Origin of the sequence: Nocardia sp. NBC_01730 (genome assembly GCF_035920445.1) — a bacterium.
Classification (GTDB): domain Bacteria; phylum Actinomycetota; class Actinomycetes; order Mycobacteriales; family Mycobacteriaceae; genus Nocardia.
In genome coordinates, this window is the sequence record NZ_CP109162.1 from 3,507,719 (window position 1) to 3,531,458 (window position 23,740).

A 23,740-nucleotide genomic window follows, 5' to 3' on the forward strand; every position below is an offset into this window, starting at 1 on the left:
CGGCGGTTGGGCCGATCGGCCTCCCGGACCGCCATGAACCGCGCTAGGTCGAGACGGTCACCACGCCCGCCGCGTCGATCTCCAGGCGACGGTCCTGATCCGGCGCCGTCGCGAGCACGGTGGCAAGAATGCGCCGGCCCACCGGCAGGACACGGACCGTGACCGCCCCTTCGTTCGCGGCGTCCAATTCGCGAGTGGCCGCTTCGATCACCTGCCGACGCACCCCGCGCGGCACGCCCGCGAAACCGCCGTCATCGAGCAGGACCACCTCCACGCCGCGCGAACGTGCCCCACGTGCGGCGCTGCTGAGCTGGTCGGTGACCAGCTGCGGAGCCCGAAGTCCATCGCGCAGTTCGGCCTCCAGGAGTCTGCACTGCTCGCGCTCCCCCGCGGTGAGCTCGTCGCCGTCGGCGATGCGTTCCAGGATCGGCCGCGCCACCGCATCCAGCCTGGCCAGCTGCTGGTTCCGTTCCCCGTTCTCCGCGGCCATACCGGCCTCAGCGGCGGCGCGCATAGTCGCCTCCTCGCGCAGCAGACGCAGCGAACGCTGGGTCGGGCGCATTATCGCCGCGAACAGCGACACCCCCGCGACCGTGGCGACCGGGACTATCGAGCCGACGACCACACTCAACCGCGGTCCTGCCACCAGACCGACCACCGCGATCACCACACCGATACCCGCGACACCGAGCCAGGCCGCGCCGAGCCGTCCGCGCAGCACCAGCACCGCTAGCAGGTACGACGAGGCAAACGCCGTCCACACCTGCCTCGACGACCCGTGCTCCACGTCGAACGCGGTCAGGATAGTCGCCAGCGGACCGGAGGCGGCAACGAACACCGTCGTGGGCCAGGGCAGCGGATCCACCGGGACCACTAGCACCACGACCCCGGCGACCGCGAGCAGCACCAGTGCGGCAACGGCGGCGACCAGCGGCGATTCCGAAAAGTTCCGAACCATGTACAACACGATGGTCGTCTCGAGGATGATCAGGAACAGCCAGGCCGCCCGGTCACGCAGGCCGAGCAGATCGCGCAGTCCGAACCCGGTGTCCTGGTCAGCCATCTCCACCCCACACCAGCGTCACAGTCGTGCCCTCACCCGGCTGCGATTCCACGAATCCGGCACCGCCCGCGAGACGGCGCATGCGGCCGAGGATGCTCACCGAGATACCGAGCCGATCGGCGGGTACTTCACTCAGGTCGAAACCGGTGCCGTCGTCCCGGAACACCACGCGGATTCCGCCCGCGCTGATCGTCACGGTGACAGTACGGCGCACCTCGCGGCCCTCGAAGGTGGCGTGACGCAAGCTGTTGCGCGCGGCCTCGGCCAGCGCCGCGGCGATCGTGCTCGCGGCCTCCACCGGCAGGTGCAGATCGTCGAATCCGGCCCAGCGCCGCGCGGTGAACCGGATGCCGGGGTTCACCTCGTGCACGGCCGAGCGCAGGAACCCGATCGCGGACTGCGCGTCCAGCCGGTCGGGTTCGACCTCGCCCACCCGGCATGCGTCGAGTTGTTCCAAGGTCTGCTCGGCCTGTCGGCGCAGCACCGGCGATTCGGTCCCGCCGCGCGAAGCGTCCAGCAGAGTCGAGAGCACCGCGTCGTGGATCAGCGCGGCGAAGCGCGCCCGTTCTCGCTCCCTGGCCGCCGCGCCCGCGACCACCGCCGCCCGGCTGCTCTCTATGGCCGACTCGCGGTCGACCCGGTCGGCCGCGACCCTGGCATGAATAGCGCACCACAGAAACAACGCGCTGAGCCCTGCTGCCCTGGCGAAATCGCCTAGCAGTGAGAGCGCTGTGGTCTCCCGCAGCACGAACAGATTCGCGAGCGCACCGAGTGCGGCGCTGACCAGCAGGTACGCAATAGCCAGCGGCGGACGCCAGGCAAGGACGGCCGCAAGGACACCCAGCGCGAGTACCCGGTACAGCCACACCGAGGCCCCCTCGGCCTCGGGCCGCGAATAGGCGAACGGGACCACCGCCATCGCGGCGACGAAACTCACGGCCGCCAGACCGGCGACGTACTGGATGGCGCGGCAACTCATCCCGACCGAGACGACCGCGAGCACCGGGAACAACCCGAAGGCCAGCGCCACCTCGACCACCGTCCACCCGAGCGGCACGAACCGGCTCTGGTTTGCGATCTCGGGTAGCTCGACGATCGCGGCGATTACCCCCGCGATCCCGATGGCCAGACCGAGCCCGCGCAGAACGCGGCCGACGGCGCCCTCGGACACCTTCTCCCTGGACACCGCGACAACCCTGCGGCGCCAACGGCTCGCGCGTGGCCGGTCGAGCGGCATGGAGTGGGAGGGCTGCGGGGTGTCCAGCATGCTGGACACGATCATCCGCGCGGATGCCGCTCGGGAACCGGTAGCCATCCGTCCTCCACCGCCCGCTTGTACAGGTCGGTCTTGGTCGGCGCCGGACGCCCCGCGTCGGCGTACTTCTGCCGGATCCGGCCGAGATAGTCGTTGACCGTCTGCTCGGACAAACCGGTCAACCGCGCGACCCGGGACGCCTTCTCGCCGGACGCGTACAGCGTGAGCACTTCTTCCTGGCGCGGGCTCAGACCCACGTCCGACAATTGCGGGTCACCGTCGATGGCGGCCGCCCAGTCGGTGGTGACCACCTGTTCGCCGGAGGCCGCGCGGCGCACCGCGGCGACCACGGTCGGCACATCCTCGGACTTGCGCACCACGCCGAGCACACCGGCGCGCGCCGCGGAGCGCACCAGGAACACGTTGTCCGCTCCGGTGAAAACCAGCACCTCGATGCCGCGGTCACGCAGTGCGCGCACATTGTCCTCGGGTGTCGACCCGTCGGCCAGTCGCAGATCGAGCACGACCAGGTCCAACTGCGGCGCACCATCGACGGCGGTCAGCAGGTCCGGCACGGTGCCAGAGGCCAGCACCAGATCGAGGTCGGGTTCCGGCGCAAGCATCGCGGCCAGACCGATCGCGACGGATTCGTGGTCTTCGACCAATCCGATCCGGCGCGGTGCGTTCTCGCCGCATCCTTCGGCCCACGTCACGTGACTCTCCAATCCCGACCACTTGTCCACATCCCCACTGGAACAATCGCTGTGCCAGTATGCCGGGCCGCCACTTGGAATGGTCAGACACCAGAAATCGGGGGGACCCCCTTACTCCATCAGTCCCGCGGCCAGCGTCGCGCCGAGTTCCCAGCAACGCTGGATGTCCTCCTTGCCGGGCGGGCCGGAGACGACCACCGTCGCGGCGGCGCACTCCCAGCCCAGGCCGGTTGTCACGCGCTCCACGCCGCGCTCCGCGCCTTCGGTGCCCTCGTTACCGTGCAGGTAGAGCCCGTACGGGCGGCCGCGGGTCGAATCGAGGCACGGGTAGTAGAAAGTGTCGAACGCATGCTTGAGCGCACCGCTCATGTAGCCCAGATTCGCCGGGGAGCCGAGCAGGTACCCGTCGGCTTCCAGCACGTCCGGCGTGGTGACGGCCAGCGCTGCCCGGCGCACAACCTCAACGCCTTCGATCTCGGGGTCGGTGGCCCCGGAGACGACGGCCTCGAACATCGCCTGCATATACGGGGACGGCGTGTGATGGATGATCAGCAACCGGGCCACGGTGCGATGGTATCGGCCCCCGCGACGGTCAGGCGTTGCCGCGCTCGTGGCGCTCCAGCGCGACCGCGCGGCGCATTGTCTCCCTGGCTCTGGTGCGGTCGCCCGCGTAGTCGTAGGCGCGCGCGAGCCGGTAGGAGACCCGCCAGTTGTCCGGATCGGCTTCCCATTCCGCCTTGATCTTCGCGAACAGTGCGTCGGCGGCCTCGCGCTCGACACGGCCGGACGGGCGGTGCGGCAGCTGCGAGGTGTCGAGCTCGAGACCTTCCTCGTGAATGCGCCGGGCCAGATGCTGATGCGCGAGGCCCGCCCGCACGGTCGCCGCGACGATCCAGACACCCAGGAATGGCAGGATCAGCACGCCGATGCCGATGATGATCGCCGCCACGTCACCGGAACCGATCAGGCTGAACGCGATACGGCCGAGCAGCAGAAAGTAGAAGCCGAGCACCAGAACCAGCGCCACGATCAGCGCTACGACCTTGACAATTTCCTTACTCTGCCCGTTCGGGACCGGCTCGGCGCTGCTCACAGGTCCAGGAACGGGTCGAGCCCGACGGTGAGACCCGGACGGTTCGCGATCTCCCGCACGGCGAGGAGCACACCGGGGGCGAAAGACGAGCGGTCGATCGAGTCGTGCCGGATGGTGAGGGTCTCCCCTTGGGTGCCGAACAGGACCTCTTGGTGCGCGACCAGACCGGCCAGGCGCACCGAGTGCACCCGTACCCCGTCCACGTCGGCGCCGCGCGCGCCATCCAGTTCGGACGTCGTCGCGTCGGGGCTGCGGCCGACGCCCGCCTTGTCCCGGGCGGCGGCGATCAGACCAGCGGTGCGGTAGGCGGTGCCCGATGGCGCGTCCGCCTTGTTCGGATGGTGCAGCTCGATGACCTCGACCGACTCGAAGAACCGGGCGGCCTGTTCGGCGAAACGCATGGACAGCACCGCGCCGATGGCGAAGTTCGGGGCGATCAGCACGCCGGTCGCCCGGCGGTCGGCCAGCCAGCCGCGCACTTCCGCCAGGCGGGCCGCATCGAACCCGGTAGTCCCCACCACCGCGTGAATGCCGTGGTTCACCAAGAACTTCAGATTGCCCATCACCACATCGGGGTGGGTGAAGTCGACGACCACCTGGGTGTCGGCCGCGGTGAACCGGTCGAGGGAATCGTCCTTGTCGACGGACGCAATCAGCTCCAGATCGGCCGCCGCCTCCACCGCCGCGCAGATCGCCTGTCCGACTTTGCCGCGCGCTCCGAGCACTCCGACCCGAATGGTCACCGCACCTCCTCATTCCGCTTCGGTTCGGGTCAGCCTATCGACCGCGCCGGGATACCGTTCGGCTGACCTGTGCTCGGCGCGCCCGCCATGTTCTGCGCCATCCGCTGTAGCACCCGCACGGTCTCCGTGTACTGCTCGTCGGTGATCCCCTCGACCATCCGTCGCCGCCGCTCCCTGATTCGGACCCATGCCTGATCATGTGTGACGCGTCCTGCCTCGGTCAGTGCCAGCATGCCCGCGTCGTCGGCCACCCACCCCCGGTCCGTCACATCGGCCAGTTCGCCGCTCCATTCGGAGTCGTGGGTCCAGAACGCGTCGAGTGCGTCCCTGAGGTCGTCGGCGCGCTGCGGCCCGTCTGCCAGGGGGTGCAGCATCTGCCAGTGCCTGCGGCTCAGTTCGCCCGCTGCGAGGTCCTCGTCGAGCGCTCGCTGATCAGCCGATCGAGTTCCACGAGCCAGTACCCGATCGAGCGCTGAACAGCCATGCGCGGCCAGACGGTTCGAGGTAGACCGTCTTGCCGCCCGACGCGGGGCCGTCAGGTGCTCCGAAAGATCAGCACACCGGATCGAATCCGAGATCGAGATGCGCAACCAGCACCGGACGGCCCGATGACCACGGGACCCGCTCCGCCCGCCGGGGCCGCTGACACCTCAATCGAAGATGATCACCTGACGCAGCGCGTGGCCCGCGGCGAGTTCATCCATGGCGTGGTTGATTTCGTCGAGACCGATGTGGGCCGAGACCAGCCGCTCGACCGGGAGGCGGCCCGAGCGCCACATACGGACGTACTCGGGAATGTCGCGGGAGGGAACGGCGGAGCCGAGGTAACTGCCGACGATCGAACGCCCCTGGGCGACCAGGGCCAGCGGCGAGATGCCGGCACGCGCGTCGGGAGCCGGCAGGCCGACCGTGACCGTGGTGCCGCCGGGCGCGGTCGCCGCCACCGCGGTTTCGAAGGCGCGGATATTGCCCGCGGCCTCGACCACCACCTCCGCCTGCACACCGAGTTCGGCGACCTCAGCCGGGGTGTACACCGCGTGAGCACCCAATTCCCTTGCAAGGGAGAGCTTTTCGGGAACAGTGTCGACCGCGATGACCTCGTGCCCTTCCGCCGCGAGCGAGATCGCGACGAGTACTGCCGCCATGCCGACACCGCCGAGACCGACCACCATGATCCGGTCCCCCAGGCCCGGCTTCACCGAATTCAGCAGGGCGCCACCACCGGTCAGCACAGCGCAGCCGAGCACGGCGGCGACCTCCGGCGGCACATCGTCGTCGACCGGCACCACCGACCTGCGGTCGACGACCGCGTGGGTAGCGAAGGCGGACACTCCGAGATGGTGGTGCACCTCAGTGCCGTCGCGGATCAGCCGCCGACCGCCGCCGAGCAGTTCGCCTGCGTTGTTGGCGACGCTGCCCGGCACGCATGGCGTCCGTCCCTCCGTCGCGCAGCCCGCGCAATCCCCACAGCGCGGCAGGAAGGTCATCACGACGCGCTGCCCGACCTCGATATCGCTGCCACCGGGTCCAACCACCTCGACCCGCCCTGCGGCCTCGTGCCCGAGCAGCATCGGCACCGGCCGCACCCGATTGCCGTCCACCACGGACAGGTCCGAATGGCACAGCCCCGCCGCTTCGATCCGAACCAGCAGCTCGCCCGGTCCTGGCTCGCCCAGATCCAGCTCGCATACGGTGATCGGCGCCGACTCGGCGAACGGCACCGGCGCAGCGATTCGCTCCAGGACTGCCCCACGAATCCTCATAGTTCATTTTTACTGTGTTTTTGGCCGCGCGGGCGCGGCGGGTTCGCAATGCGCGGTCTCGCTTCACTCGAAAGTGGGAGTGGGCCGATGCCGTCGTGTGCGGCGGCAACCGCCAGATCTGGGGCGCCGCTGTATGCCGGGTTGCTGATGGACGGGTGGCCACCGCTGGCAAACTCGACGCCGGGGGTCGGCCGGTCGGAGGGGCACTGGCGCTTTTCGGGAGTACGGTGCTATTTTCTTCGATCGTGACGGTGCTCCCGTTGGCCGCCTTGTACCGAGCCCGGGGTCGGGATCGTCACGACCAGAGGAGAAATTCCACTGTCTGTACAGTTCAATCACACCATTGTCGGTTGCCACGACAATCGGGTGTCCGCCGAATTCTGGGCGGACATCCTGGGATTGGAAATCGGAACACCTTGGGGGCCGTTCATTCCGGTTTTCCTGGATAATGGCGTCACCCTCGACTTCGCCAACGTGCCGCCACACGTCACCGAAATCCAAGCCCAGCATTATGCATTACTGATCTCCGAAACCGAGTTCGACACGGCCTACGCCAAGATCCAGCGCTACGGGCTGGAGCATTGGGCCGATCCCCGTCAACAGGGGGTCGGCGAGATCAACCACAACGACGGCGGTCGCGGCGTCTACTTCCTCGACCCCAGCGGTCATTTCCTGGAGTTGCTCACCGTCCCGTACGGCGGCTGGCCGACGTAACGACACGGGGGCGGCGTCCGCGGGGCGCCTCGGCAGGCCGGTCCTCGAGTGTCGGCGCATGGCATCTACCTCCGTTCGGGTGCGCAGCCCGTCGGCTGCGTGCTGGAGCGTTGTCGAGTTCGGGATCAGGTGTAGAGCTTCGCGAGGAACGCGCTCATGTTGTCGCGCACCCGCTCCACCTTCTCCTCGAGCGTGAGATCTTCGCGATACCGGCTGCCGAGCGCGGGCCTCTTCTTGTTCCGCGCGTACAGCGAGCAGGCGAGATCGGTGCACATGTAGGTGCCGACCGAGTTGCCTTTCCGCCCGGATTCGCCCGCCTTGTGCGCGGTCATCAGCGAGACGCCGCCGGTGTGCGTGGTCAGGCAGATCGTGCACATCTGCGCCCGACCGGAGCCACCGGTCGGGTAGCGCAGCGCGACACCGACGAGCCGATCGTCCTGTGGGACGACGAGAAAGCCCCGCCCGGGGAAGGACGGGTCACCCCAGCCGAGAAAGTCCAGATCCTCCCACGGGCGATCGTCCAGGTCCCGGGGCACGGGTAGTCGCTTGGCCTCGCCTTTCGAACAGTTGACGAACGACGACCTGATGTCGCGTTCGGTGACGGCGTGCATGACGAATCTCCTTCGGTTGATCGATGGGCAAACCGAGGCGACATTACGGGCCCGCCGTGGAGTCGAACAACGGATTTCGGCGCGCGAAGCGCTGCCCCGACCGCTCAGTCCCAGAAGACGTTGCGGGCACCGCGAAGTCGGCGGTGTAGACGCCCTCGCCTGCGCCGCAATCACCGCTGGTTCCCCTCCGCACCGAGTTCCCGGATCTGCCGGTGGATCATAGCCAGACCGAGTCCCGTTGTCGCACCGAAATATTCGCGTTGGTGCGACGTCGAGATGTAGGGATCTCCCTACTGTCGGACTGCCGGGTGTGCTGCGCCGATCCTCTCGCATCCGATGGCGCGATCTGCCGATCGTCGTCACCACCGCGATGCCGGCCGCGGGGCTGCTCGGCCTGTGGCGGATGCCGACCACAGTTCCATGGCTCTTGGCCGTCGCCATCGGCGTCGGGCTGGGAGCATTGTCGCTGGTGCTCACCCTGGTTCCCCTGAGCACGCCTGAACCGGAGTGGGCCACCACGGTGTCGGCGGTGACCCACGGCCTGGGCTACGCCTTGGCCGGCGGGGGTGTCGCGACGCTCAGCGCGCTGCGCGTCCACACCGGCGGCTGGGGTCCGATCCTATGGTCACTGCTGGCGATGTACGTCGTCCAGGCCGCGGCGGGCGTGACGGCGCTGCGGAGCAGGCTGGAACCGGAGGCAGTGCGGACGCCCTGACCAGGCACCACTCTGTGCCGCACGGAAATCTCAGGTTTTCGGACGAGGTCGACCCGAGGTGTCGAGCGATCAGCCGGCTGGGTCCAGTCGAAGCGCATTCCACCAGAGTCGATTCAGGGTGTCGACCAGCTGCTCGAAAGTGATCTTCTCCCGCTGCACGAACACCGTGTACGCCATCCGGCTGACCATGTTCGACAGCGCGAGCGCGGTTACCCATGGATCGAGTTCCGGATCCACCTCGCCACGCTCCTGCAGCTCGCGGATCATCGCGGTATTGCGTTCACCGAACGCCATCGCGCGCTCGTACCGCATCGCCTGAAATTTCTCGTCGATCTGCGACACCTGTTCGAGCAGAGCCATGAGGCGTGCGTTGCGACGATAGGACAGCAGGTATTCGCGATTGGCCGCAGCGATCAACTGCCGCGGATCGTCGATTCCGGTCCGCTGCCGCACATGCGGGTGCAGCATCTCCTCGCGCACCTGTTCGACGACGGCGGCGAAGATCTCGTCCTTGCTGTCGAAGTAGGTGTAGAAAGACCCCGATGCCACCCCGGCGGCTTTGGAGATGTCACTGATCCTGGCGTCCAGGTACCCGTCCCGCTCGAACACCTCCCGAGCCGCTGCCACCAAGGCGCTACGGGTCCGCATCCCGCGTTTGCTGCGCGGAGCCCCGCGGCCGGCGTCCCCCTCGGCAACGTCCTGGGCGCTCAACGTCTCACTCACTGTCGTCGGATCACATGCTGATTCCGGGGATCGTAACAGCGCTGCAGAGCTACCCCGCCGGACAGCGCCGGACGGAGACCGCACTCCACTGCTCGGTCAGGAGCCGAACAGCCAATGGATTCGATTCTCACATTGCCACACGGCTCGGGGGCATCGCCGCCCAGTGCGTCGCTTTCACACCGGCCCGCAGCGTGTCACAAACCTGCCCACCGACGATAGTTGAATATGACGTCAAATTCGAATACGATCGGCCCGGCCTATGCGGCGGTATGCAGCGGAAGCGATGGCCCATGACCAGCGAGGTGGCAGTGCCCGGCGCACCCGGAACCAAGCAGTCCTGATGCAGGATCACGAACGCCGGAGTCAGCGTTGGGCAGCCCTGCCAGCAGTTACACAACGCCGCGCCGTCGCCCACAGCGAGCAGCACGCCCACGCCCCGACCATCGGAGGTCCCATGGATCCGTTCACCTCGTCCGAACGCTCACGGCAGTACCAGCGGGAGCTGCTCGCCTTCATGTCCGAGTGCGTGTACCCCGCCGAATCGGTCTACGAGGAGCAGATGGCCGCGTCCGGCAATCCGCATCACCATCCGCGGATTCTCGAGGATCTCAAGGTCGAGGCACGCCGCCGCGGGCTGTGGAACCTCTTCCACCCGCACCTGGAATGGGGTCCGGGACTGAGCAATCTGGAGTACGCTCCGCTGGCCGAGATCATGGGTCGCAGCCCCCACCTTGCCCCGGAGGCATGTAACTGCAACGCTCCCGACACCGGCAATATGGAGGTCTTCACCCTCTTCGGCTCGCAGGAACACAAGGAGCGCTGGCTCGAGCCGCTGCTGGCCGGCACCATCCGCTCGGCTTTCGCGATGACCGAACCGGCAGTGGCCAGCTCGGACGCCACCAACATCGAACTGCGCATGGAACGCGACGGCGACCACTATGTGCTCAACGGCCGAAAGTGGTTCGCGTCCAATGCGATGCACCAGAACTGCAAGGTGCTCATCGTCATGGGCAAGACCGATCCGGACGGCCCGAAGCATCGCCAGCAGTCGATGATGGTCGTGCCCATCGACGCTCCGGGGGTCAGAGTGGTCCGCAACCTTCCGGTGTTCGGGTACGCGGATCGCGAGGGCCACGCGGAGATCGTCTTCGCCGACGTGCGCGTACCTGCGACCGATGTGCTGAAGGGCGAGGGCGAAGGCTTCGCCATCAGCCAGGCCCGGCTTGGCCCCGGCCGCATCCACCACTGTATGCGCGCCATCGGCATGGCCGAACGCGCCCTGGAACTGATGTGCACTCGCGCCGATTCACGAAACACGTTCGGACAGAAGTTGAGTGAGCGCGCCAACATCCAGGACTGGATCGCCGAGGCACGCATCGCGATCGAGCAGACCCGGCTGCTGACGCTGAAGGCCGCATGGATGATGGACACTGTCGGCAACAAGGCGGCGCGAGTCGAGATTGCCGCGATCAAGGTGGCGGCGCCCACCATGGCCCTGCAGATCGTGGACCGCGCCATCCAGGTGCACGGCGGCGGCGGCGTCACCAACGATTTCCCCTTGGCCGGCATGTACGCGCACCTGCGCACGCTGCGTCTCGCCGACGGGCCCGATGAGGTGCACAAACGTTCCATCGCTCGAGCCGAGCTGGGAAAGGTCCGCGCCGAGGCGGACACATCGGCCACCCTCGGCTCCTAACGGGACACCTGCGGCGGGAGTAGCGAATGCAACACAACAGCGGGACGGCACTCATTCGTCCCACCGAGGATTCGTCGGCCTTCGACATCGACGATGCCGAAATCACCGCCTGGTTGTCGGCGCTGGACATAGCCTGCACCTCGCCGGTTCAGGCTGCCCGGATCGGCATCGGACAGTCCAACCTGACCTTTCTGCTCACCGATGCCGACGAGCGACGCTGGATCCTGCGGCGCCCGCCTTTGGGGCACCTACTGGCGTCCGCGCACGATGTAGCTCGCGAGGCGCGAATCGTGTCCGCACTGGAACCCACCAACGTCCCCGTCCCCCGGATCCTCGATGTGCGGCACGAGGGCGAGACAGCATTGGTGTTGATGGAGTACGTCGACGGCTTGGTAGTCGATCGAATGGACAGCGCCGTCCAGCTGACCGCTGAGCAGCGTCGCACTACCGCCATCGCCTTGGTGCGCACGCTGGCCCGCATCCACGCCGTCGACCTGGCGGCCACGGGTCTGATCGACCTGGCCAGCCACAAGCCGTACGCCCGGCGTCAGCTGAAGCGCTGGTCCGATCAGTGGAAGAGGTCCAAGACCCGCCAGCTGCCGCCGCTGGACCGGTTGACCGAACGCCTGCTGGCCGCCGTTCCCGAACAGCGAGAACTCACCCTTGTACACGGCGATTTCAACCTGCGCAACGTCATCGTCGCGCCTGCTACCAGTGACATCGCGGCGGTGCTCGACTGGGAACTGTGCACTCTCGGCGATCCGCTCGCCGACATCGGCAGCCTCCTGGCCTACTGGCCGACCGTCGGCGAACCGACCATCGCGGGCCTTGAAATCTGTACCCTGCCCGGCTTCCCCGTCCGCGAGGAGTTGATCGAGGAGTATCTCACCATCACCGGGCGCGATCGGCGAGCGTTGGGGTTCTGGCATGCGCTGGGACTGTGGAAGCTCGCGATCATCGCCGAGGGCGTATTCCGGCGAGCCCTCGACGATCCCCGCAATCGAGCTGCCGCAGGCACCCCGACCCGTGAACTCGTCGAAGGCCTCATCGATACCGCCGACCGCGTCGCGACCGAGGCCGGTCTCTGACCCGGAGTTCGCTTCCCTCGGCACACCCGAACCCCGCACGGACAGCACCGGCCGGAGGGCCGAACGGATCGGAATGTTCAGCCCTCCAGCAATTTTCGTCAGGCGATCAGGGCACCAGCACGGACAGTGCTTCGGCGACACAGGCCGGTTTGTCGCCACCGTCACGTTCGATGGTCACCCGAGCTGTCACCTGAGCCCCCGCGCTGGTGTGCTTCAGCTCCACCAACTCGACACCGGCCCGCACCCGGCTGCCCACCGGTACCGGGGACGGGAAACGAACCTTGTTGCAGCCGTAGTTGATCCCCATCTTCAGACCGTCGACTCGATAGACCTGCGACACCAGTAGTGGCAGCAGCGACAATGTCAGATAGCCGTGCGCGATGGTGGTGCCGAACGGGCCCCGCGCGGCTCGCTCCGGGTCCACGTGGATCCACTGACGGTCACCGGTAGCCTCGGCGAACAGATCGACCTGCTGCTGTGTCACCGGGTACCAGTCGCTGTGGCCGAGATGGGTGCCGATGGCCTGCTCGAGTTCGGCAATTCCGTTGAACACTTTCATGTTTCGCCCTTCCTCAGTTCGTCGGCCCACCGGCGACGTAGAGCACCTGCCCGGACACGAACCCAGCGCCATCGCCGACGAAGAACGACACGGCGTTCGCGACGTCCTCCGGTTTGCCGGAGCGGCCCACCGGGATCTGCGCCACCAAGGCATCGCGGAACTCCTCGAACGACACACCCATCCGTTCGGCGGTCGCGGCGGTCATATCGGTCTCGATGAATCCGGGTGCGATCGCGTTCACGGTCACCCCGAACTTGCCCAGCTCGATCGCGAGCGTCTTGGTGAAGCCCTGCAGGCCCGCCTTGGCCGCGGCGTAGTTGGCCTGGCCGCGGTTGCCGAGCGCCGAAGTGCTGGACAAGTTGACGATCCGCCCCCACTTGGCCTCCGTCATGTACTTCTGCGCGGCACGGCTCATCAAGAATGAACCCCGCAGATGCACGTTCATGACGGCGTCCCAGTCGGCGACTGTCATCTTGAAAAGCAGGTTGTCCCGGAGGATACCGGCGTTGTTCACCAGCACAGTCGGCCTGCCCAGTTCGGTGGCGATCCGCTCTACGGCGGTCGTCACGGCCTGTTCGTCGGAGACGTCGGCACCGACCGCGATCGCCTGTCCGCCGGCGGATTCGATCTCGTCCACTACGGATTGGCATGCCGATTCGTCCAGATCTACAACGGCGACGGCGAATCCGTCCATCGCCAAACGCCGGGCGGTCGTGGCACCGATGCCGCGAGCGGCGCCGGTGACGATGGCGGTACGGGTTATTGCTGTGCTCATAACTCTTCTCTCCTGTTCGGGTCGAGTCCCTCGGACGGTTCAGATAGTCAGGCAGCAAGACCAGGCGCCCGACGGTCTTGCCATCGGCGAGCCGTTGCGGTCCGGAAGCCGCCTCGTCCAGCGGCAGCTGTTCACCGATCAGTCGCCGTACCAAGCCGTCCGTAACCAGTCGAGTCAGCTCGGAGTGGCAGTCGCGAAGATTACGCCCCCTTGCCTTCGATGACGGGCAGGCGGACGCTCGAGTTCATGGCCAAGCCGTATCGAGCACGGTGGGGAGTCAGGGCGTCCAACGCGTGGATGCGGACCGTGATACGCGCTGGACTGCCGATATGGACCTTCCGTGTCCTCACGGTGCCAGGACGGCGCACCGGCCGCGCGATCGAGACGCCGCTGGCAGTGTTCGAACAAGACGGTCGGCGATACCTGGTGGCGTCCTACGGAACGGTGAATTGGGTGCTCAACCTGCACAAAGAAGCCGCCGCACCGGGGTGCCGATTGCCCTCGGTTCCGCCGGGCGAAGGCGCGTAACCCTTACCTCGCCGTGGTTCGGCCGAGCCCGCGGGGCTCGGCCGAACCGTGCCGCGACGGGCGTCGGCCGCCGCGGGTGCATATCAGGGGACGGTAACCGTCACCGGCTCGGTGAACGGCATCCCGCCAGTGGAGGTGTCGTCGAAACAGCCGCCTCGGGCGCTGATGGTCGTGCCCGGTTCGAGCCCTTCCAGTGTTGTGGTCACGGTCTGGCCGGGGCCTGCCATCGACTCCGGGGCACTGTTGCCGAAGAAGCGGTGGTTGTTCTCAGGGCCGACACCGGCTTCCGCCCAGCACCGGCCGGTGCCGTTAGGGTTGTGCAGGGTCGCGGTCACGGTTCCCGGCGCGGTGCCGGCGAAGGTGACCTCAGGAACCTGCAGCGGTGCTTGCGCGCTCGCCGGCGCGGTAATCGGGCCGAACGCGACAAGCGCGGCGGACGCGGCCAGCAGAAGGGTTCCATTGATTCGCTTATTTATCACCGGACGGACCTTATCCGAAGCAAGTGAGCCCAATGCTCGCTTCCACCACCGGATTGCGAGCACATTCGACTGTTGATTGCGAAGGATGCCATCTGGCTCGAACCACAGGTCGTGGGCGGAGTTTCGTTTGCCGAACTGACCGGCGACGGCCGATTTCGACATCCATCCCGGCGGGGGCTTCGCCCAGACAAGACGCCAAGTGAAGTCGGGGCTTTGTCTTGGCCCGTCGGATCGAACTCGACGGTAGGAACCCCGCTGGGTCGTTTCAGATCCGCTCGGCCAGCGCTCGCAGCGTGGCAGGATGTCGCTGTTCGCCGAAAGAACCTGGATCGCAACCTGATTCGCGCCGACGTCGAGGTGGGCGCGCAGTGCGGTGGCGACCACGTCCGCGCCGCCGCGCACGGCGAGTTCATCGGTGAGCCGGTCGCTGCCGGGGAAGGCCAGGTCGTCCTCGCCTGAACCGATACAACGCAGGTTGGCAACGTAGTTCGACAGCCGCAGGTATGGACCGGTGCGGGCGCGGCCGAGTTCGTGTGCCCGGTTTGGGGTTGTCGTCTAACACGACCTTCTGCTCATGCCGGTGATCGCACTTCACCTCGAAGCAGCTGGAAGGTCGATACCGGCACACCGACCCGCTCGATCGGTTCGCCAGAGCGGTCGATCATGGCGAGCGCTTGCTCGAACGCGAGCAGCCCGGAAAGGAATATCGCGAGGACAGCCTGGTAATACAGCTGACTCCGCCGGCGATGCTGGAGCATCGACCTTCAGAGGGGTCGGAACACCGCCCCGGGTTCCTATGGAGATATAGGGATTTCCCTACTGCGTCCGACCGCCGACGGAGCCCGATCCTTGTTGTGGCGATACAGCTGAATCTCTGCTGACAACCGCTCGACAAAGTTCGGCATTCCGGTCCATCCGGTACCGGGGTCCGCTGGTCGCCTGGAACGTCTGAGCAGCACCCCGCTGACCAGCGCTGAACATCTGCAGGAGCGCCGCATGCTCGATGAAGTGCCCCGTCGGTCTTACCAACCCGTAGCGAGCCACCCCAGGAGACAGCCGAGTCTCCCCGTCACGATCGCGCCCAGCGCGAGGTCGACCCGGCAGCAGCAGGACGAGTTCGCGGCCACGGCGGACGACGCGGTTCGCGACAACGACGTGCGCGGCGAGGACACCGCCGGGCCGGTGCCGTATGACAGTGCCCGCCGAGAAGCGGCAATCCACACCGCATGGCTGGGCTGCCGATGAGCACGGCGTTGCTATCTCCTACTGCCGCAGCACGGAGCACCCGGATGAGGTCGTTCGAGCCGGGCGCGAGCGCCGCCCCTGACCAGCCTGTGGTCTGGGGCGCCCCGGCAACGCTGGCGGCGCTGCGGAATTGGGTGGCGGCCGTGTCCGAGGCGGAGTTGCGACGCCTGGACGGCCGCGCGCCCGGGCTCGACGCCCGCGCCCGCGACGAGGTTTCTCGTGCCATCCAGCGGGTGGTGGATGGCCTCTTCGGTGATCTCGGATCCCGGTTGGCCCGCGACGCCGCCCTCATCGACGCGCTCCGCGTGCTCTTCGCACTCGACCCCTCGGGAGGCAACCCGTGACCAGGGTGGGTGTCGTGGTACCGCCGGCCAACCCGGCCGTGGAACCGGAGTTCGCACGCCTTCTTGGCGCGCATGCGGACCTCCACGTCACCCGCTTCCCCGTACAGCCCTGCCTTTCGTTGTCCGAGCGCCTGAACGCCTACAACGGTGCGCTGCCCGGCATGATCCGCTCTTTCGGCGGACTTCCGCTCGACGCGCTGGTCATGGCCTGCAGCGGCGCACGCTATCTGCTGGGCCCGGTCGAGGACCGCCGCCGCTGTGCCGAGCTGAGCGCGGAGTTCGGGCTACCCGTCGCCTCCGCTACCGAGGCCACCAGGCAGGCTTTGGCACACCTCGACACCGAGACGATCACGCTGATCTCGCCGTACCAGCCGTGGCTGACCATCCACGCCGACCGATTCTGGACGGCGGCGGGCGTGCGGATCGCCCAGGTGGTGGCGGTGAAGGCCGGCCAGCGCTTCGCCCCCTACGAGGTGACCACGGATCAGCTCGTCGCGCAGATCGAGCAAGCCGGGGTGGCGCAGGACGGGGTGCTGTTGCTGACCGGCACCGGCATGCCGACACTGCACGCGATCGGCCGGCTCACGGCGGGTAACGCGCGAGTCATCCTGACCTCCAACCTGTGCGGCGCCTGGTGGGCCCTGACCAGCACGGGCCTGCCCGTCACCCTCGGCGGCGCCGAGCACGCGGCGCAGGTCGAGCAGGTCGCGACATGAGCGAGCGCAGCGAGCGAGCTATGGACACAGCCGAGTTCTCGGTCATGACGGAGCCGAGCGCCAGCGAGGCGGAGGCATGACCGCCGACGTCATGGTGGCAGGGGCCGGGCCGGTCGGGTTGATCGCGGCACTGACCCTGGCCAAGGCCGGGGTGTCGGTGCTGGTGCTGGAGCGCGAGCCGGGGCTGGTCACGAGCTCGCGCGCCGCCACCATTCACCCGGCTACGCTCGACCTTCTCGACGAGCTGGAGGTAGCCGCGGAGCTGGTGGCGCACGGCATGGTCGTGGACCGCATGCAGTGGCGCGACCTGTCCGGAACCGTGCTGGCCGAGATGACGATGGCCGCACTGGACGGCCTGACCGGGCATCCCTTCCGGCTGCACGCGGAGCAGGCGGTGCTGACCCGGCTATTGCTCGGCGCTCTCGAAGCACATCCGGAGGCGGTTGTCCGGTTCGGTGCTCCGATCGAAACCGTAACCGACACAGGCTCGGCCGTACGAGCCAGAACCGCGAGCAGCTGGGAACAGGCGCAGTATCTTGTCGCGGCAGACGGCGCACACAGCACCGTCAGAACCTCGCTCGGTCTGTCATTACCGCAGTCCGTCTACCCGACGCACGTGCTACGGATCTTCACCCGTTCACCACTCGATGAACTGCTTCCAGGACTGGCGCCGGTGACCTACATCCGCGACCTCATCCAGTCGTGCAGCCTGTTGCGGTTGCCCGACCACTGGCGGATCATCCTCCGGCTGGCGCGCGACGAGCCGATGCCACAGCGCGTAGCCGGACTGGAATTGAGTGACCTGAACGTCATCGACGCGCATCGCTACACCCTGGCCAGCGGGGTGCTGGACACCTTCTGCCACGGCCGGGTGCTGTTCGTCGGCGACGCCGCGCACATCACTTCCACCGCTGGCGGACTCAACATGAACGCCGGTATCCACGACGCGGTCGACCTCGGCAGGACACTCGCCGGTGTGCTCGCGGGGCCCACGTCACCGGCCTCCTTGGAAAGCTGGTCCCGGCGCCGTCGCGCGGTCCTGATCGACCATGTCGTCCCGACCAGCGAGGCAAGGGTCGCGGGCGTGCAGGACGGCGAGCCCGCCCGACTGCCCGCCGCGGTCGCCACGTTGAGGGCCATCGCCGCCGACGGCGAAGCCACCAGGGCCTACCTGGCCAGAGCCTCCATGCTCGACACCGTCCCCCTTGCGATAAGGCACACCTGACATGCGAATTCGGTTCCAGAAACACGCCGTCGAGGGGCGCTCGCCGCTGCTCGACAAGCTCTACGCCGAGCATCTGACCAAGGTGTCGGGGCCCGACACCACGGTCGAGATCCACACCCTTCCGCCGCTGACCTATCCGACTGAGCTGCCTGAGGAGCTGGTCGGCTTCGGGTCGATCGGGCTGCTGTTCGGCGACTACTTCGCGCGCACGGCCGTGTCCGCCGAACGCGACGGCTGCGCCGCGTGGATCAGCGGTGCCGGCCAGGATCCCGGGCTCGCCGCCGCGCGCGTCCGCGCCACCATCCCCGTGATCGGGTACGGAGACGCCACCTGGCAGGCTGCTCGGCAGGAGCGTCACCGGCTCGGCGTGCTCGGCTTCATTCCCCATCTGGCCGAGCCGATCACCGACAACATCGCCTCCTCCGGCGCTACCTTGGCGTCCTACCAGGTGATCGACGACGGTGCAGTCGTCGTCTCCCGCGCGCTGGCCGAGGATTTCGAGCCGTTCGTGCGAGCGTACCGAGCTGCCGCCGAGCGGGCGGCGAAGGCGGGTGCGCAGTGGTTGGTGCCCGCCGAAGGGATACCCAACGAGATCCTCGTCCACCTGGAGATCCGGGAGCTGTGCGGGCTGCCGGTCATCGACCCCGGCGGGCTGGCGGTCAAGACCGCCGAGTACCTGGTTGGCCTGCGCCATCTCGGCATTACCGCCAAGACCGAAACCGGGTACTGGTACCGGCAGCCGTCCCGGGCCGTCGTCGAGCACGTCGAACGCATACTGGAGGCCAGGTCATGAACTTCCCCGCAGTCCGACCGCGGCGGCTGCGCCGTACCGCCGCGTTACGCGCGCTGGTGGCCGAGCACCGGCTACACCCGTCAGAGCTGGTCCAGCCCCTGTTCGTGCGCGAGGGCATCGAGGAGCCTCGGCCCATCCCCGCGATGCCCGGCCAGCTCCAGCACACGCGCGAGAGCCTGCGCAAGGCGGCCGCGACCGCCGCACAGGCGGGGGTGGGCGGAATCATGATCTTCGGTATCCCCGAGGCCAAGCATCCCGACGGGCGCGGCGCCTGGGACGAGCACGGCATCGCCCAGCTCGCGATCGCCGACGTCGCGGCCGAGGTGGGCGACGCGACTGTGGTGATCGGCGATATCAATCTCGATGAATACACCGATCACGGACATGTCGGCCTCCTCGGAGCCGACGGCGACGTAGACAACGACGCCACGCTGCGCGCCTACACTCGGGTCGCGCTGGCGCAGGCCGGAGCCGGAGCCCACCTGGTAGCGCCGAGCGGCATGATGGATGGCCAAGTCGCCGCCATCCGCGCCGGACTCGACGCCGCCGGGTATGAGCGGGTACCCATTCTCGCCTACGCGGCGAAATACGACTCCGCGTTCTATGGGCCCTTCCGCACGGCCGTCGAATCCTCGTTGGTCGGCACCAGATCCACCCATCAACAGGACCCGGCCAACCTCCGCGAGGCGCTGCGCGAGGTGCTGCTCGACGTCGAGGAGGGCGCCGATCTGGTCATGGTCAAACCCGCCGGACTCTACCTCGACGTGGTGCGCAGGGTGGCCGACACGGTGGATGTGCCAGTCGCCGCCTACCAGGTCTCGGGTGAGTACGCCGCAATCGAGGCCGCAGCGCAGCAAGGGATGCTGCAGCGTGAGCGGGCCATCGAGGAGAGTCTGACCGCGATCCGCCGGGCCGGGGCGCGGATCGTCATCACCTACTGGGCCACCGAGGTCGCACAGCGGCTACCTGGATAGCTGCCGAGCAGGGTAAGCGTGTAACGACGTGGCTGGGGCTTTCTTCGGACTCGACTACGCGCAGGAATTCGCTGTCCTCCCCGCGGATACGGTGAAGGCCGTGCTTCACCTGCGGCCCGGCCCAATGTCGTGTCGAGGTTCGAAAGGACCAAGGGACCGCTGGAGCCCGATCACCCTCGGTGTCAGCGCAGCCGTGTTGCAGGCGTTCCGCGGTGGGTGATCACATCATCATCGGCATGCCGGGAAACATTTGATTCAACCAGTCGCGTGCCATCGCCATCATCTGATCCAAGGTCATCATCGTGCTCATCTCCTCTCGCTCGAGACTCACCGAAACGGATACCCACGAAGCCGCATCCAAACGGCGGGACGGCTCACCCGCCGCCGACGCCGACCGCCGCTGCGAACTCGGGCCTCGACGTCACCTCCGACGCTGCTCTCTCAGGTCACAGCGAGCGTTCGATCAGTGTCAGCTCGATGGTCTGCGGCAGAGTCCGCCGCGGCCTTGTTCGGTTTCGATGTAGCAGTCGGTGGATATCCCGGCGAGCATGGCGACTTCTCCGGCTCCCGCCTGTCACAACCGGAATTGTGTCCAGCAGGAATACCCACTTCCGAAGGGACCGAGAACATGAGCACCCGAGTAGCCATTGTGACCGGCGGATCGCGGGGCATCGGACGGCGCAGCGCCGAGCGGCTGGCCGCCGACGGTATGGCGGTCGTCATCGCCTACGCCGCCGATACCGCCGAGGCCGACGCCGCGGTCACGGACATCACCACGGCAGGCGGCCAGGCCGTCGCGGTCCGTGCCGACGTCGCCGACGAAGCCGCCGTCACCGCCCTGTTCGACACTGCCGAGCAGCAGTTCGGCGGCGTCGACGTCGTAGTCAACGCGGCCGGAACGATGACTCTCGCACCGGTCGCGGACCTGGGCCTGAACGCCATGGATCGGATGCACCGCACCAATATTCGCGGCACCTTCGTCGTCGACCAGCAGGCCGCCCGCCGGGTCCGATCCGGTGGCGCGATCATCAATTTCTCCACCTCGGTGCTCGGCCTGGCACTGCCTGGCTACGCCGCCTACGCCGCCACCAAAGCAGCCGTCGAAGCCGTCACCCGCATCCTGGCCCGGGAACTACGCGGCCGCGACATCACCGTCAACGCAGTAGCCCCCGGCCCGACGGCCACTGCCCTGTTCTTCGACGGTAAGGACGAACAAACCATCGCCCGCATGGCCGCACAACCGCCGCTCGAACGCCTCGGCACACCCGACGACATCGCCGAAGTCGTCGCATTCCTGGCTGGCCCGAGCCGCTGGATCAACGGACAGGTCATCCGCGCCAACGGCGGCATCGTCTGATCCCCTCCTGGGATCTCCACCAGTTGCTCGACGCCACGAACATGACGTCTCGCCACAGCCGAACCAACAGAAAGCGGACCGCACCATGAACCTGGCCCTATCGACCACACTCCACACCAGCTTCGACGACGCCGTCGAACGAACCCGTGCAGCACTGTCCGACCAGGGATTCGGCGTGCTCACCGACATCGATATGAAATCGACGTTGAAGACCAAACTCGGCGAGGACATGGAGGACTACCGCATCCTCGGCGCCTGCGACCCCTCATTGGCCCACCGCGCGGTCGGCGTGAACCGTCAGATCGGGCTGCTGCTGCCCTGCAACGTGATCGTCCGCCGAGACGCCGCGACCGACAACACCATCATCATCGAAGCGATGAACCCCGAACTGATGGTCCAGGTCACCGGCGAGCCCGCACTCGAGCCCATCGCCACCGAGGCCACCACCAAACTCCGCACAGCAATCGATTCCCTCCGCGACCGTTGACGCACAGCAGGATTCACCTGATCGGCCGACGCCGATCCAGCCGATGACAGCGACCAGGGCGCCACCAACACTGCGCCGAAACCCGATCTAGATCCCCGGCGCGCGCATCGTTTACCCGCTCGGAACCAGTTCACGGCGGAGAAGCCACGAGTCCACGATGAGATCGTCGGTACGGTCGGAGCCCAGCCCGGCCAGTTCGCCAAGACACTCGAGTCGATTTCGGACGGTGACACCGCCGCCACGCTGTATGTCCATTCAGTGGCTGTGACCAGGTCTTCGTGGAGCGGATGACGGGATTCGAACCCGCGACCCTCACCTTGGCAAGGTGATGCGCTAGCCAGCTGCGCCACATCCGCATTCGCATCGCGGCTTTATCCGGGATGCGATATAGAACATTAGCGGACACCCGGGGGCAAATGCCAATCGCCGCTCAGTCCGTCTGCCGGGCCGCCACTCGGTTGCGGCGCACTCCGAGTCCGGCCGCGAACAAGCAGGCCAGGGCGACGACCCCGATGAACCACGGGAAGACGGTGCTCAGGCCCCAGGTGGTGGCTGCCCAACCGGCCAGGATGGTGGGCAGCGCCATGGCCGAGTAGGCCAGGAGGTAGTACGCCGACATCGTTTCGCCCCGCTTGTGTTGTGGCACAACTTCCGACAGGTGGCGTAGCGAACCGCCGAAGCCGAGTCCGAAGGTCGCTCCGAGCGCGACACCCGCGCCGAGCACCGCGACCCAGTTGTGTGTCGCGAGCGCCGGCACGGTCAGCAGCAGCGCCAGCGCCATGCCGGTGTCGCCGATGATCGCGGCCCACCGTGCGGGCACCCCGGTCGCGAACAGCTGCGCGGTGGCGGCGGAGAGCGCGGTCGAGGCGACGACGGCTCCGCCGAAGACCAGGTTGTGGATGCCGGTTTGCTGGGTGGCCAGCGAGGGGTACAGCGACAGCAGCACACCGAGCACCGACCAGGCGGCCATCACCCCGATCGCCGAGAACCAGAAGTCGCCGCGAATCTCCTGCGGCACCGCCGGTTTCGCGATCCGGATGCGATCGGCCACCCGCGCCGAGTGCGGTTCGCGCAGTGCGAGCACGCCGACGCCGATCGCCAGGCAGACGACGGTGATCACGACGTAGGGGGTACGCAGCGGATGCGGGGCGTACTGCGCGAGCAGCGCCGAGCCAAGAATCGCCACGGCCATGCCCACGTTGAACGCGACGCCGCTGAGCTGCCCGGACCGCTCGCCGCGATGCGGACGCAGATCCAGCAGCGCGGCGGCGCCCGCGACGACGGTCGAGCCGACCGCGACGCCATGCAGCGCACGCGCGAGCAGCAGCAGCATGACGCTGTCGGCGAGCATGAACACCACCAGCCCCACCACCATGGTGACGAAAGCGCCGAGCAGCACCGGCTTTCGACCGACTACGTCGGAAATACGTCCGGACACCAGCACCGCGCCCAGCGCGGCGACCGCGTAGACGGCGAACACGATGGTCGTCGTGAGCGGCGAGAGGTGCCACTGCATCTCGTAGATGCCGTACAGCGGTGCGGGCACGCCCGACACTCCGAGTGCCACGCCGGTCGCGGCCAGCACCAAGGCGTAGGCCCACCGTTGTGCGATCTGCTCATCCTCGGCGGCCACCGCCATTGTCGCTGCCATCGAAACTCCGATCAGGTAAGTTTGATAACGGTCGAACCACGATCGACCATACATCCAGTACGATGATCATCAAACCTGGGAGTGAGCTAGATCATGGCGAATGCTAAAGAGGCAGCACTCGGCGCGCCGCCGGTGGCCTCGCTGCCCACGGTGCTCGGCGCGCTCCAGGACCCGGTGCGCCTGGAGATGGTACGACGGCTCAGCAACGCGGGAACGGCCGTCCGCTGCGGAGCGCTCTATGAGGTGATCAACAAATCGACCGCCACCCACCACTTCAAGATCCTGCGCGAGGCCGGCGTCATCGAGCGCCTGATCATCGACGGCCAGACCTGCCAGCGCCTGCGCACCGAGGACCTCGAATCCGCCCTGCCCGGGCTGGTTCGCACGATCGTCGAAGCCGCTAACCGCGCCCAGCGCGAGTGATACGGTC

At 67.4% G+C, this 23,740-nt stretch carries 30 protein-coding genes and 1 tRNA gene; 15 read left to right on the forward strand and 16 right to left on the reverse strand.

The annotated features are described in order from the left end of the window. Window positions 1–43: 43 nt before the first annotated feature. The 8 genes from OHB12_RS13790 to OHB12_RS13825 form a co-directional block, all read right to left on the reverse strand. Complete coding sequence (locus OHB12_RS13790) at window positions 44–1,063, reverse strand: hypothetical protein (RefSeq protein ID WP_327119584.1); 1,020 nt, start codon at window positions 1,061–1,063, stop codon at window positions 44–46. Then, complete coding sequence (locus tag OHB12_RS13795) at window positions 1,056–2,378, reverse strand: ATP-binding protein (RefSeq protein ID WP_327119586.1); 1,323 nt, start codon at window positions 2,376–2,378, stop codon at window positions 1,056–1,058. Before OHB12_RS13795 ends, OHB12_RS13790 begins: the two co-directional genes overlap by 8 nt. Beyond that, window positions 2,342–3,031: a response regulator transcription factor gene (locus OHB12_RS13800; RefSeq protein WP_327119588.1), complete on the reverse strand. Its 690-nt coding sequence runs from the start codon at window positions 3,029–3,031 to the stop codon at window positions 2,342–2,344. The genes OHB12_RS13795 and OHB12_RS13800 overlap by 37 nt, the downstream gene beginning before the upstream one ends. Before the next feature lie 111 nt (window positions 3,032–3,142). Then, window positions 3,143–3,595 (reverse strand): flavodoxin family protein, encoded by a 453-nt coding sequence (locus tag OHB12_RS13805; RefSeq protein ID WP_327119590.1) that lies wholly within the window; start codon window positions 3,593–3,595, stop codon window positions 3,143–3,145. A 28-nt stretch (window positions 3,596–3,623) separates the two neighbouring features. Next, window positions 3,624–4,124 (reverse strand): hypothetical protein, encoded by a 501-nt coding sequence (locus OHB12_RS13810; RefSeq protein WP_327119592.1) that lies wholly within the window; start codon window positions 4,122–4,124, stop codon window positions 3,624–3,626. After that, on the reverse strand, window positions 4,121–4,867 hold the full coding sequence (dapB, locus tag OHB12_RS13815) for a 4-hydroxy-tetrahydrodipicolinate reductase (RefSeq protein ID WP_327119594.1): 747 nt from the start codon (window positions 4,865–4,867) through the stop codon (window positions 4,121–4,123). The genes OHB12_RS13810 and dapB overlap by 4 nt, the downstream gene beginning before the upstream one ends. Before the next feature lie 29 nt (window positions 4,868–4,896). Then, complete coding sequence (locus OHB12_RS13820) at window positions 4,897–5,241, reverse strand: hypothetical protein (protein ID WP_327119596.1); 345 nt, start codon at window positions 5,239–5,241, stop codon at window positions 4,897–4,899. 276 nt (window positions 5,242–5,517) lie between these two features. Next, window positions 5,518–6,630 carry an alcohol dehydrogenase catalytic domain-containing protein gene (locus tag OHB12_RS13825; protein ID WP_327119598.1) on the reverse strand — a complete coding sequence of 371 codons (1,113 nt, stop codon included), beginning with the start codon at window positions 6,628–6,630 and terminating at the stop codon, window positions 5,518–5,520. Between the two features lie 318 nt (window positions 6,631–6,948). Here OHB12_RS13825 and OHB12_RS13830 point away from each other — a divergent pair, with 318 nt between their 5' ends. Then, window positions 6,949–7,344 carry a VOC family protein gene (locus tag OHB12_RS13830; protein ID WP_327121094.1) on the forward strand — a complete coding sequence of 132 codons (396 nt, stop codon included), beginning with the start codon at window positions 6,949–6,951 and terminating at the stop codon, window positions 7,342–7,344. 125 nt (window positions 7,345–7,469) lie between these two features. On the opposite strand, the gene OHB12_RS13835 is transcribed toward OHB12_RS13830, so the two are convergent. Next, window positions 7,470–7,955, reverse strand: a complete 486-nt coding sequence (locus OHB12_RS13835) for an FBP domain-containing protein (protein ID WP_327119600.1) — start codon at window positions 7,953–7,955, stop codon at window positions 7,470–7,472. 310 nt (window positions 7,956–8,265) lie between these two features. On the opposite strand from OHB12_RS13835, the gene OHB12_RS13840 reads away from it, so the two are divergent. After that, a complete protein-coding gene (locus tag OHB12_RS13840) occupies window positions 8,266–8,670 on the forward strand; it encodes a hypothetical protein (protein ID WP_327119602.1) in 405 nt (134 codons plus the stop codon). A gap of 69 nt (window positions 8,671–8,739) precedes the next feature. On the opposite strand, the gene OHB12_RS13845 is transcribed toward OHB12_RS13840, so the two are convergent. Next, window positions 8,740–9,318: a TetR/AcrR family transcriptional regulator gene (locus tag OHB12_RS13845; protein WP_442800091.1), complete on the reverse strand. Its 579-nt coding sequence runs from the start codon at window positions 9,316–9,318 to the stop codon at window positions 8,740–8,742. Window positions 9,319–9,847: 529 nt separating this feature from the next. Between OHB12_RS13845 and OHB12_RS13850 the strand changes: the two genes are divergently transcribed. Together OHB12_RS13850 and OHB12_RS13855 are read left to right on the forward strand one after the other, a co-directional pair. Further along, window positions 9,848–11,089 carry an acyl-CoA dehydrogenase family protein gene (locus OHB12_RS13850; protein ID WP_327119606.1) on the forward strand — a complete coding sequence of 414 codons (1,242 nt, stop codon included), beginning with the start codon at window positions 9,848–9,850 and terminating at the stop codon, window positions 11,087–11,089. A 26-nt stretch (window positions 11,090–11,115) separates the two neighbouring features. Next, entirely contained in the window at window positions 11,116–12,177 is a 1,062-nt protein-coding gene (locus OHB12_RS13855) for a phosphotransferase family protein (protein ID WP_327119608.1), read from the forward strand. A gap of 106 nt (window positions 12,178–12,283) precedes the next feature. Here OHB12_RS13855 and OHB12_RS13860 read toward each other — a convergent pair whose 3' ends face one another. Together OHB12_RS13860 and fabG are read right to left on the reverse strand one after the other, a co-directional pair. Beyond that, window positions 12,284–12,736 carry a MaoC family dehydratase gene (locus OHB12_RS13860; protein ID WP_327119610.1) on the reverse strand — a complete coding sequence of 151 codons (453 nt, stop codon included), beginning with the start codon at window positions 12,734–12,736 and terminating at the stop codon, window positions 12,284–12,286. 13 nt (window positions 12,737–12,749) lie between these two features. Beyond that, on the reverse strand, window positions 12,750–13,511 hold the full coding sequence (gene fabG, locus OHB12_RS13865) for a 3-oxoacyl-ACP reductase FabG (RefSeq protein ID WP_327119612.1): 762 nt from the start codon (window positions 13,509–13,511) through the stop codon (window positions 12,750–12,752). Between the two features lie 219 nt (window positions 13,512–13,730). Between fabG and OHB12_RS13870 the strand changes: the two genes are divergently transcribed. Then, window positions 13,731–14,039, forward strand: a complete 309-nt coding sequence (locus OHB12_RS13870) for a nitroreductase/quinone reductase family protein (RefSeq protein ID WP_327121096.1) — start codon at window positions 13,731–13,733, stop codon at window positions 14,037–14,039. A gap of 83 nt (window positions 14,040–14,122) precedes the next feature. Here the strand turns inward: OHB12_RS13870 and OHB12_RS13875 are convergent, their stop codons facing one another. Beyond that, a complete protein-coding gene (locus OHB12_RS13875; protein WP_327119614.1) occupies window positions 14,123–14,518 on the reverse strand; it encodes a hypothetical protein in 396 nt (131 codons plus the stop codon). A gap of 72 nt (window positions 14,519–14,590) precedes the next feature. Here OHB12_RS13875 and OHB12_RS13880 point away from each other — a divergent pair, with 72 nt between their 5' ends. Next, complete coding sequence (locus OHB12_RS13880; protein ID WP_327119616.1) at window positions 14,591–14,977, forward strand: ATP dependent DNA ligase; 387 nt, start codon at window positions 14,591–14,593, stop codon at window positions 14,975–14,977. A 113-nt stretch (window positions 14,978–15,090) separates the two neighbouring features. On the opposite strand, the gene OHB12_RS13885 is transcribed toward OHB12_RS13880, so the two are convergent. Further along, complete coding sequence (locus OHB12_RS13885) at window positions 15,091–15,276, reverse strand: imine reductase family protein (protein WP_327119618.1); 186 nt, start codon at window positions 15,274–15,276, stop codon at window positions 15,091–15,093. A 238-nt stretch (window positions 15,277–15,514) separates the two neighbouring features. Here OHB12_RS13885 and OHB12_RS13890 point away from each other — a divergent pair, with 238 nt between their 5' ends. The 8 genes from OHB12_RS13890 (at window position 15,515) to OHB12_RS13925 (ending at window position 21,659) form a co-directional block, all read left to right on the forward strand. Continuing rightward, window positions 15,515–15,763: a hypothetical protein gene (locus tag OHB12_RS13890; RefSeq protein ID WP_327119620.1), complete on the forward strand. Its 249-nt coding sequence runs from the start codon at window positions 15,515–15,517 to the stop codon at window positions 15,761–15,763. Window positions 15,764–15,807: 44 nt separating this feature from the next. Further along, complete coding sequence (locus OHB12_RS13895; protein ID WP_327119622.1) at window positions 15,808–16,107, forward strand: hypothetical protein; 300 nt, start codon at window positions 15,808–15,810, stop codon at window positions 16,105–16,107. Continuing rightward, complete coding sequence (locus tag OHB12_RS13900; protein WP_327119624.1) at window positions 16,104–16,823, forward strand: maleate cis-trans isomerase family protein; 720 nt, start codon at window positions 16,104–16,106, stop codon at window positions 16,821–16,823. The genes OHB12_RS13895 and OHB12_RS13900 overlap by 4 nt, the downstream gene beginning before the upstream one ends. Window positions 16,824–16,899: 76 nt before the next feature. After that, complete coding sequence (locus OHB12_RS13905) at window positions 16,900–18,048, forward strand: FAD-dependent oxidoreductase (protein WP_327119626.1); 1,149 nt, start codon at window positions 16,900–16,902, stop codon at window positions 18,046–18,048. A gap of 1 nt (window position 18,049) precedes the next feature. Beyond that, entirely contained in the window at window positions 18,050–18,841 is a 792-nt protein-coding gene (locus OHB12_RS13910) for an aspartate/glutamate racemase family protein (RefSeq protein ID WP_327119628.1), read from the forward strand. After that, window positions 18,838–19,815 (forward strand): porphobilinogen synthase, encoded by a 978-nt coding sequence (gene hemB / locus OHB12_RS13915; RefSeq protein ID WP_327119630.1) that lies wholly within the window; start codon window positions 18,838–18,840, stop codon window positions 19,813–19,815. The genes OHB12_RS13910 and hemB overlap by 4 nt, the downstream gene beginning before the upstream one ends. Before the next feature lie 628 nt (window positions 19,816–20,443). Then, window positions 20,444–21,172, forward strand: a complete 729-nt coding sequence (locus OHB12_RS13920) for an SDR family oxidoreductase (RefSeq protein WP_327119632.1) — start codon at window positions 20,444–20,446, stop codon at window positions 21,170–21,172. 85 nt (window positions 21,173–21,257) lie between these two features. Further along, window positions 21,258–21,659: a DUF302 domain-containing protein gene (locus OHB12_RS13925; protein ID WP_327119634.1), complete on the forward strand. Its 402-nt coding sequence runs from the start codon at window positions 21,258–21,260 to the stop codon at window positions 21,657–21,659. Between the two features lie 279 nt (window positions 21,660–21,938). Here OHB12_RS13925 and OHB12_RS13930 read toward each other — a convergent pair. Together OHB12_RS13930 and OHB12_RS13935 are read right to left on the reverse strand one after the other, a co-directional pair. Further along, window positions 21,939–22,015: transfer RNA gene (locus OHB12_RS13930), tRNA-Gly, on the reverse strand. A gap of 74 nt (window positions 22,016–22,089) precedes the next feature. After that, on the reverse strand, window positions 22,090–23,310 hold the full coding sequence (locus tag OHB12_RS13935; protein ID WP_327119636.1) for an MFS transporter: 1,221 nt from the start codon (window positions 23,308–23,310) through the stop codon (window positions 22,090–22,092). 93 nt (window positions 23,311–23,403) lie between these two features. Between OHB12_RS13935 and OHB12_RS13940 the strand changes: the two genes are divergently transcribed. Beyond that, window positions 23,404–23,733, forward strand: a complete 330-nt coding sequence (locus OHB12_RS13940; protein ID WP_327119638.1) for an ArsR/SmtB family transcription factor — start codon at window positions 23,404–23,406, stop codon at window positions 23,731–23,733. The last annotated feature ends 7 nt before the right edge of the window (window positions 23,734–23,740 follow it).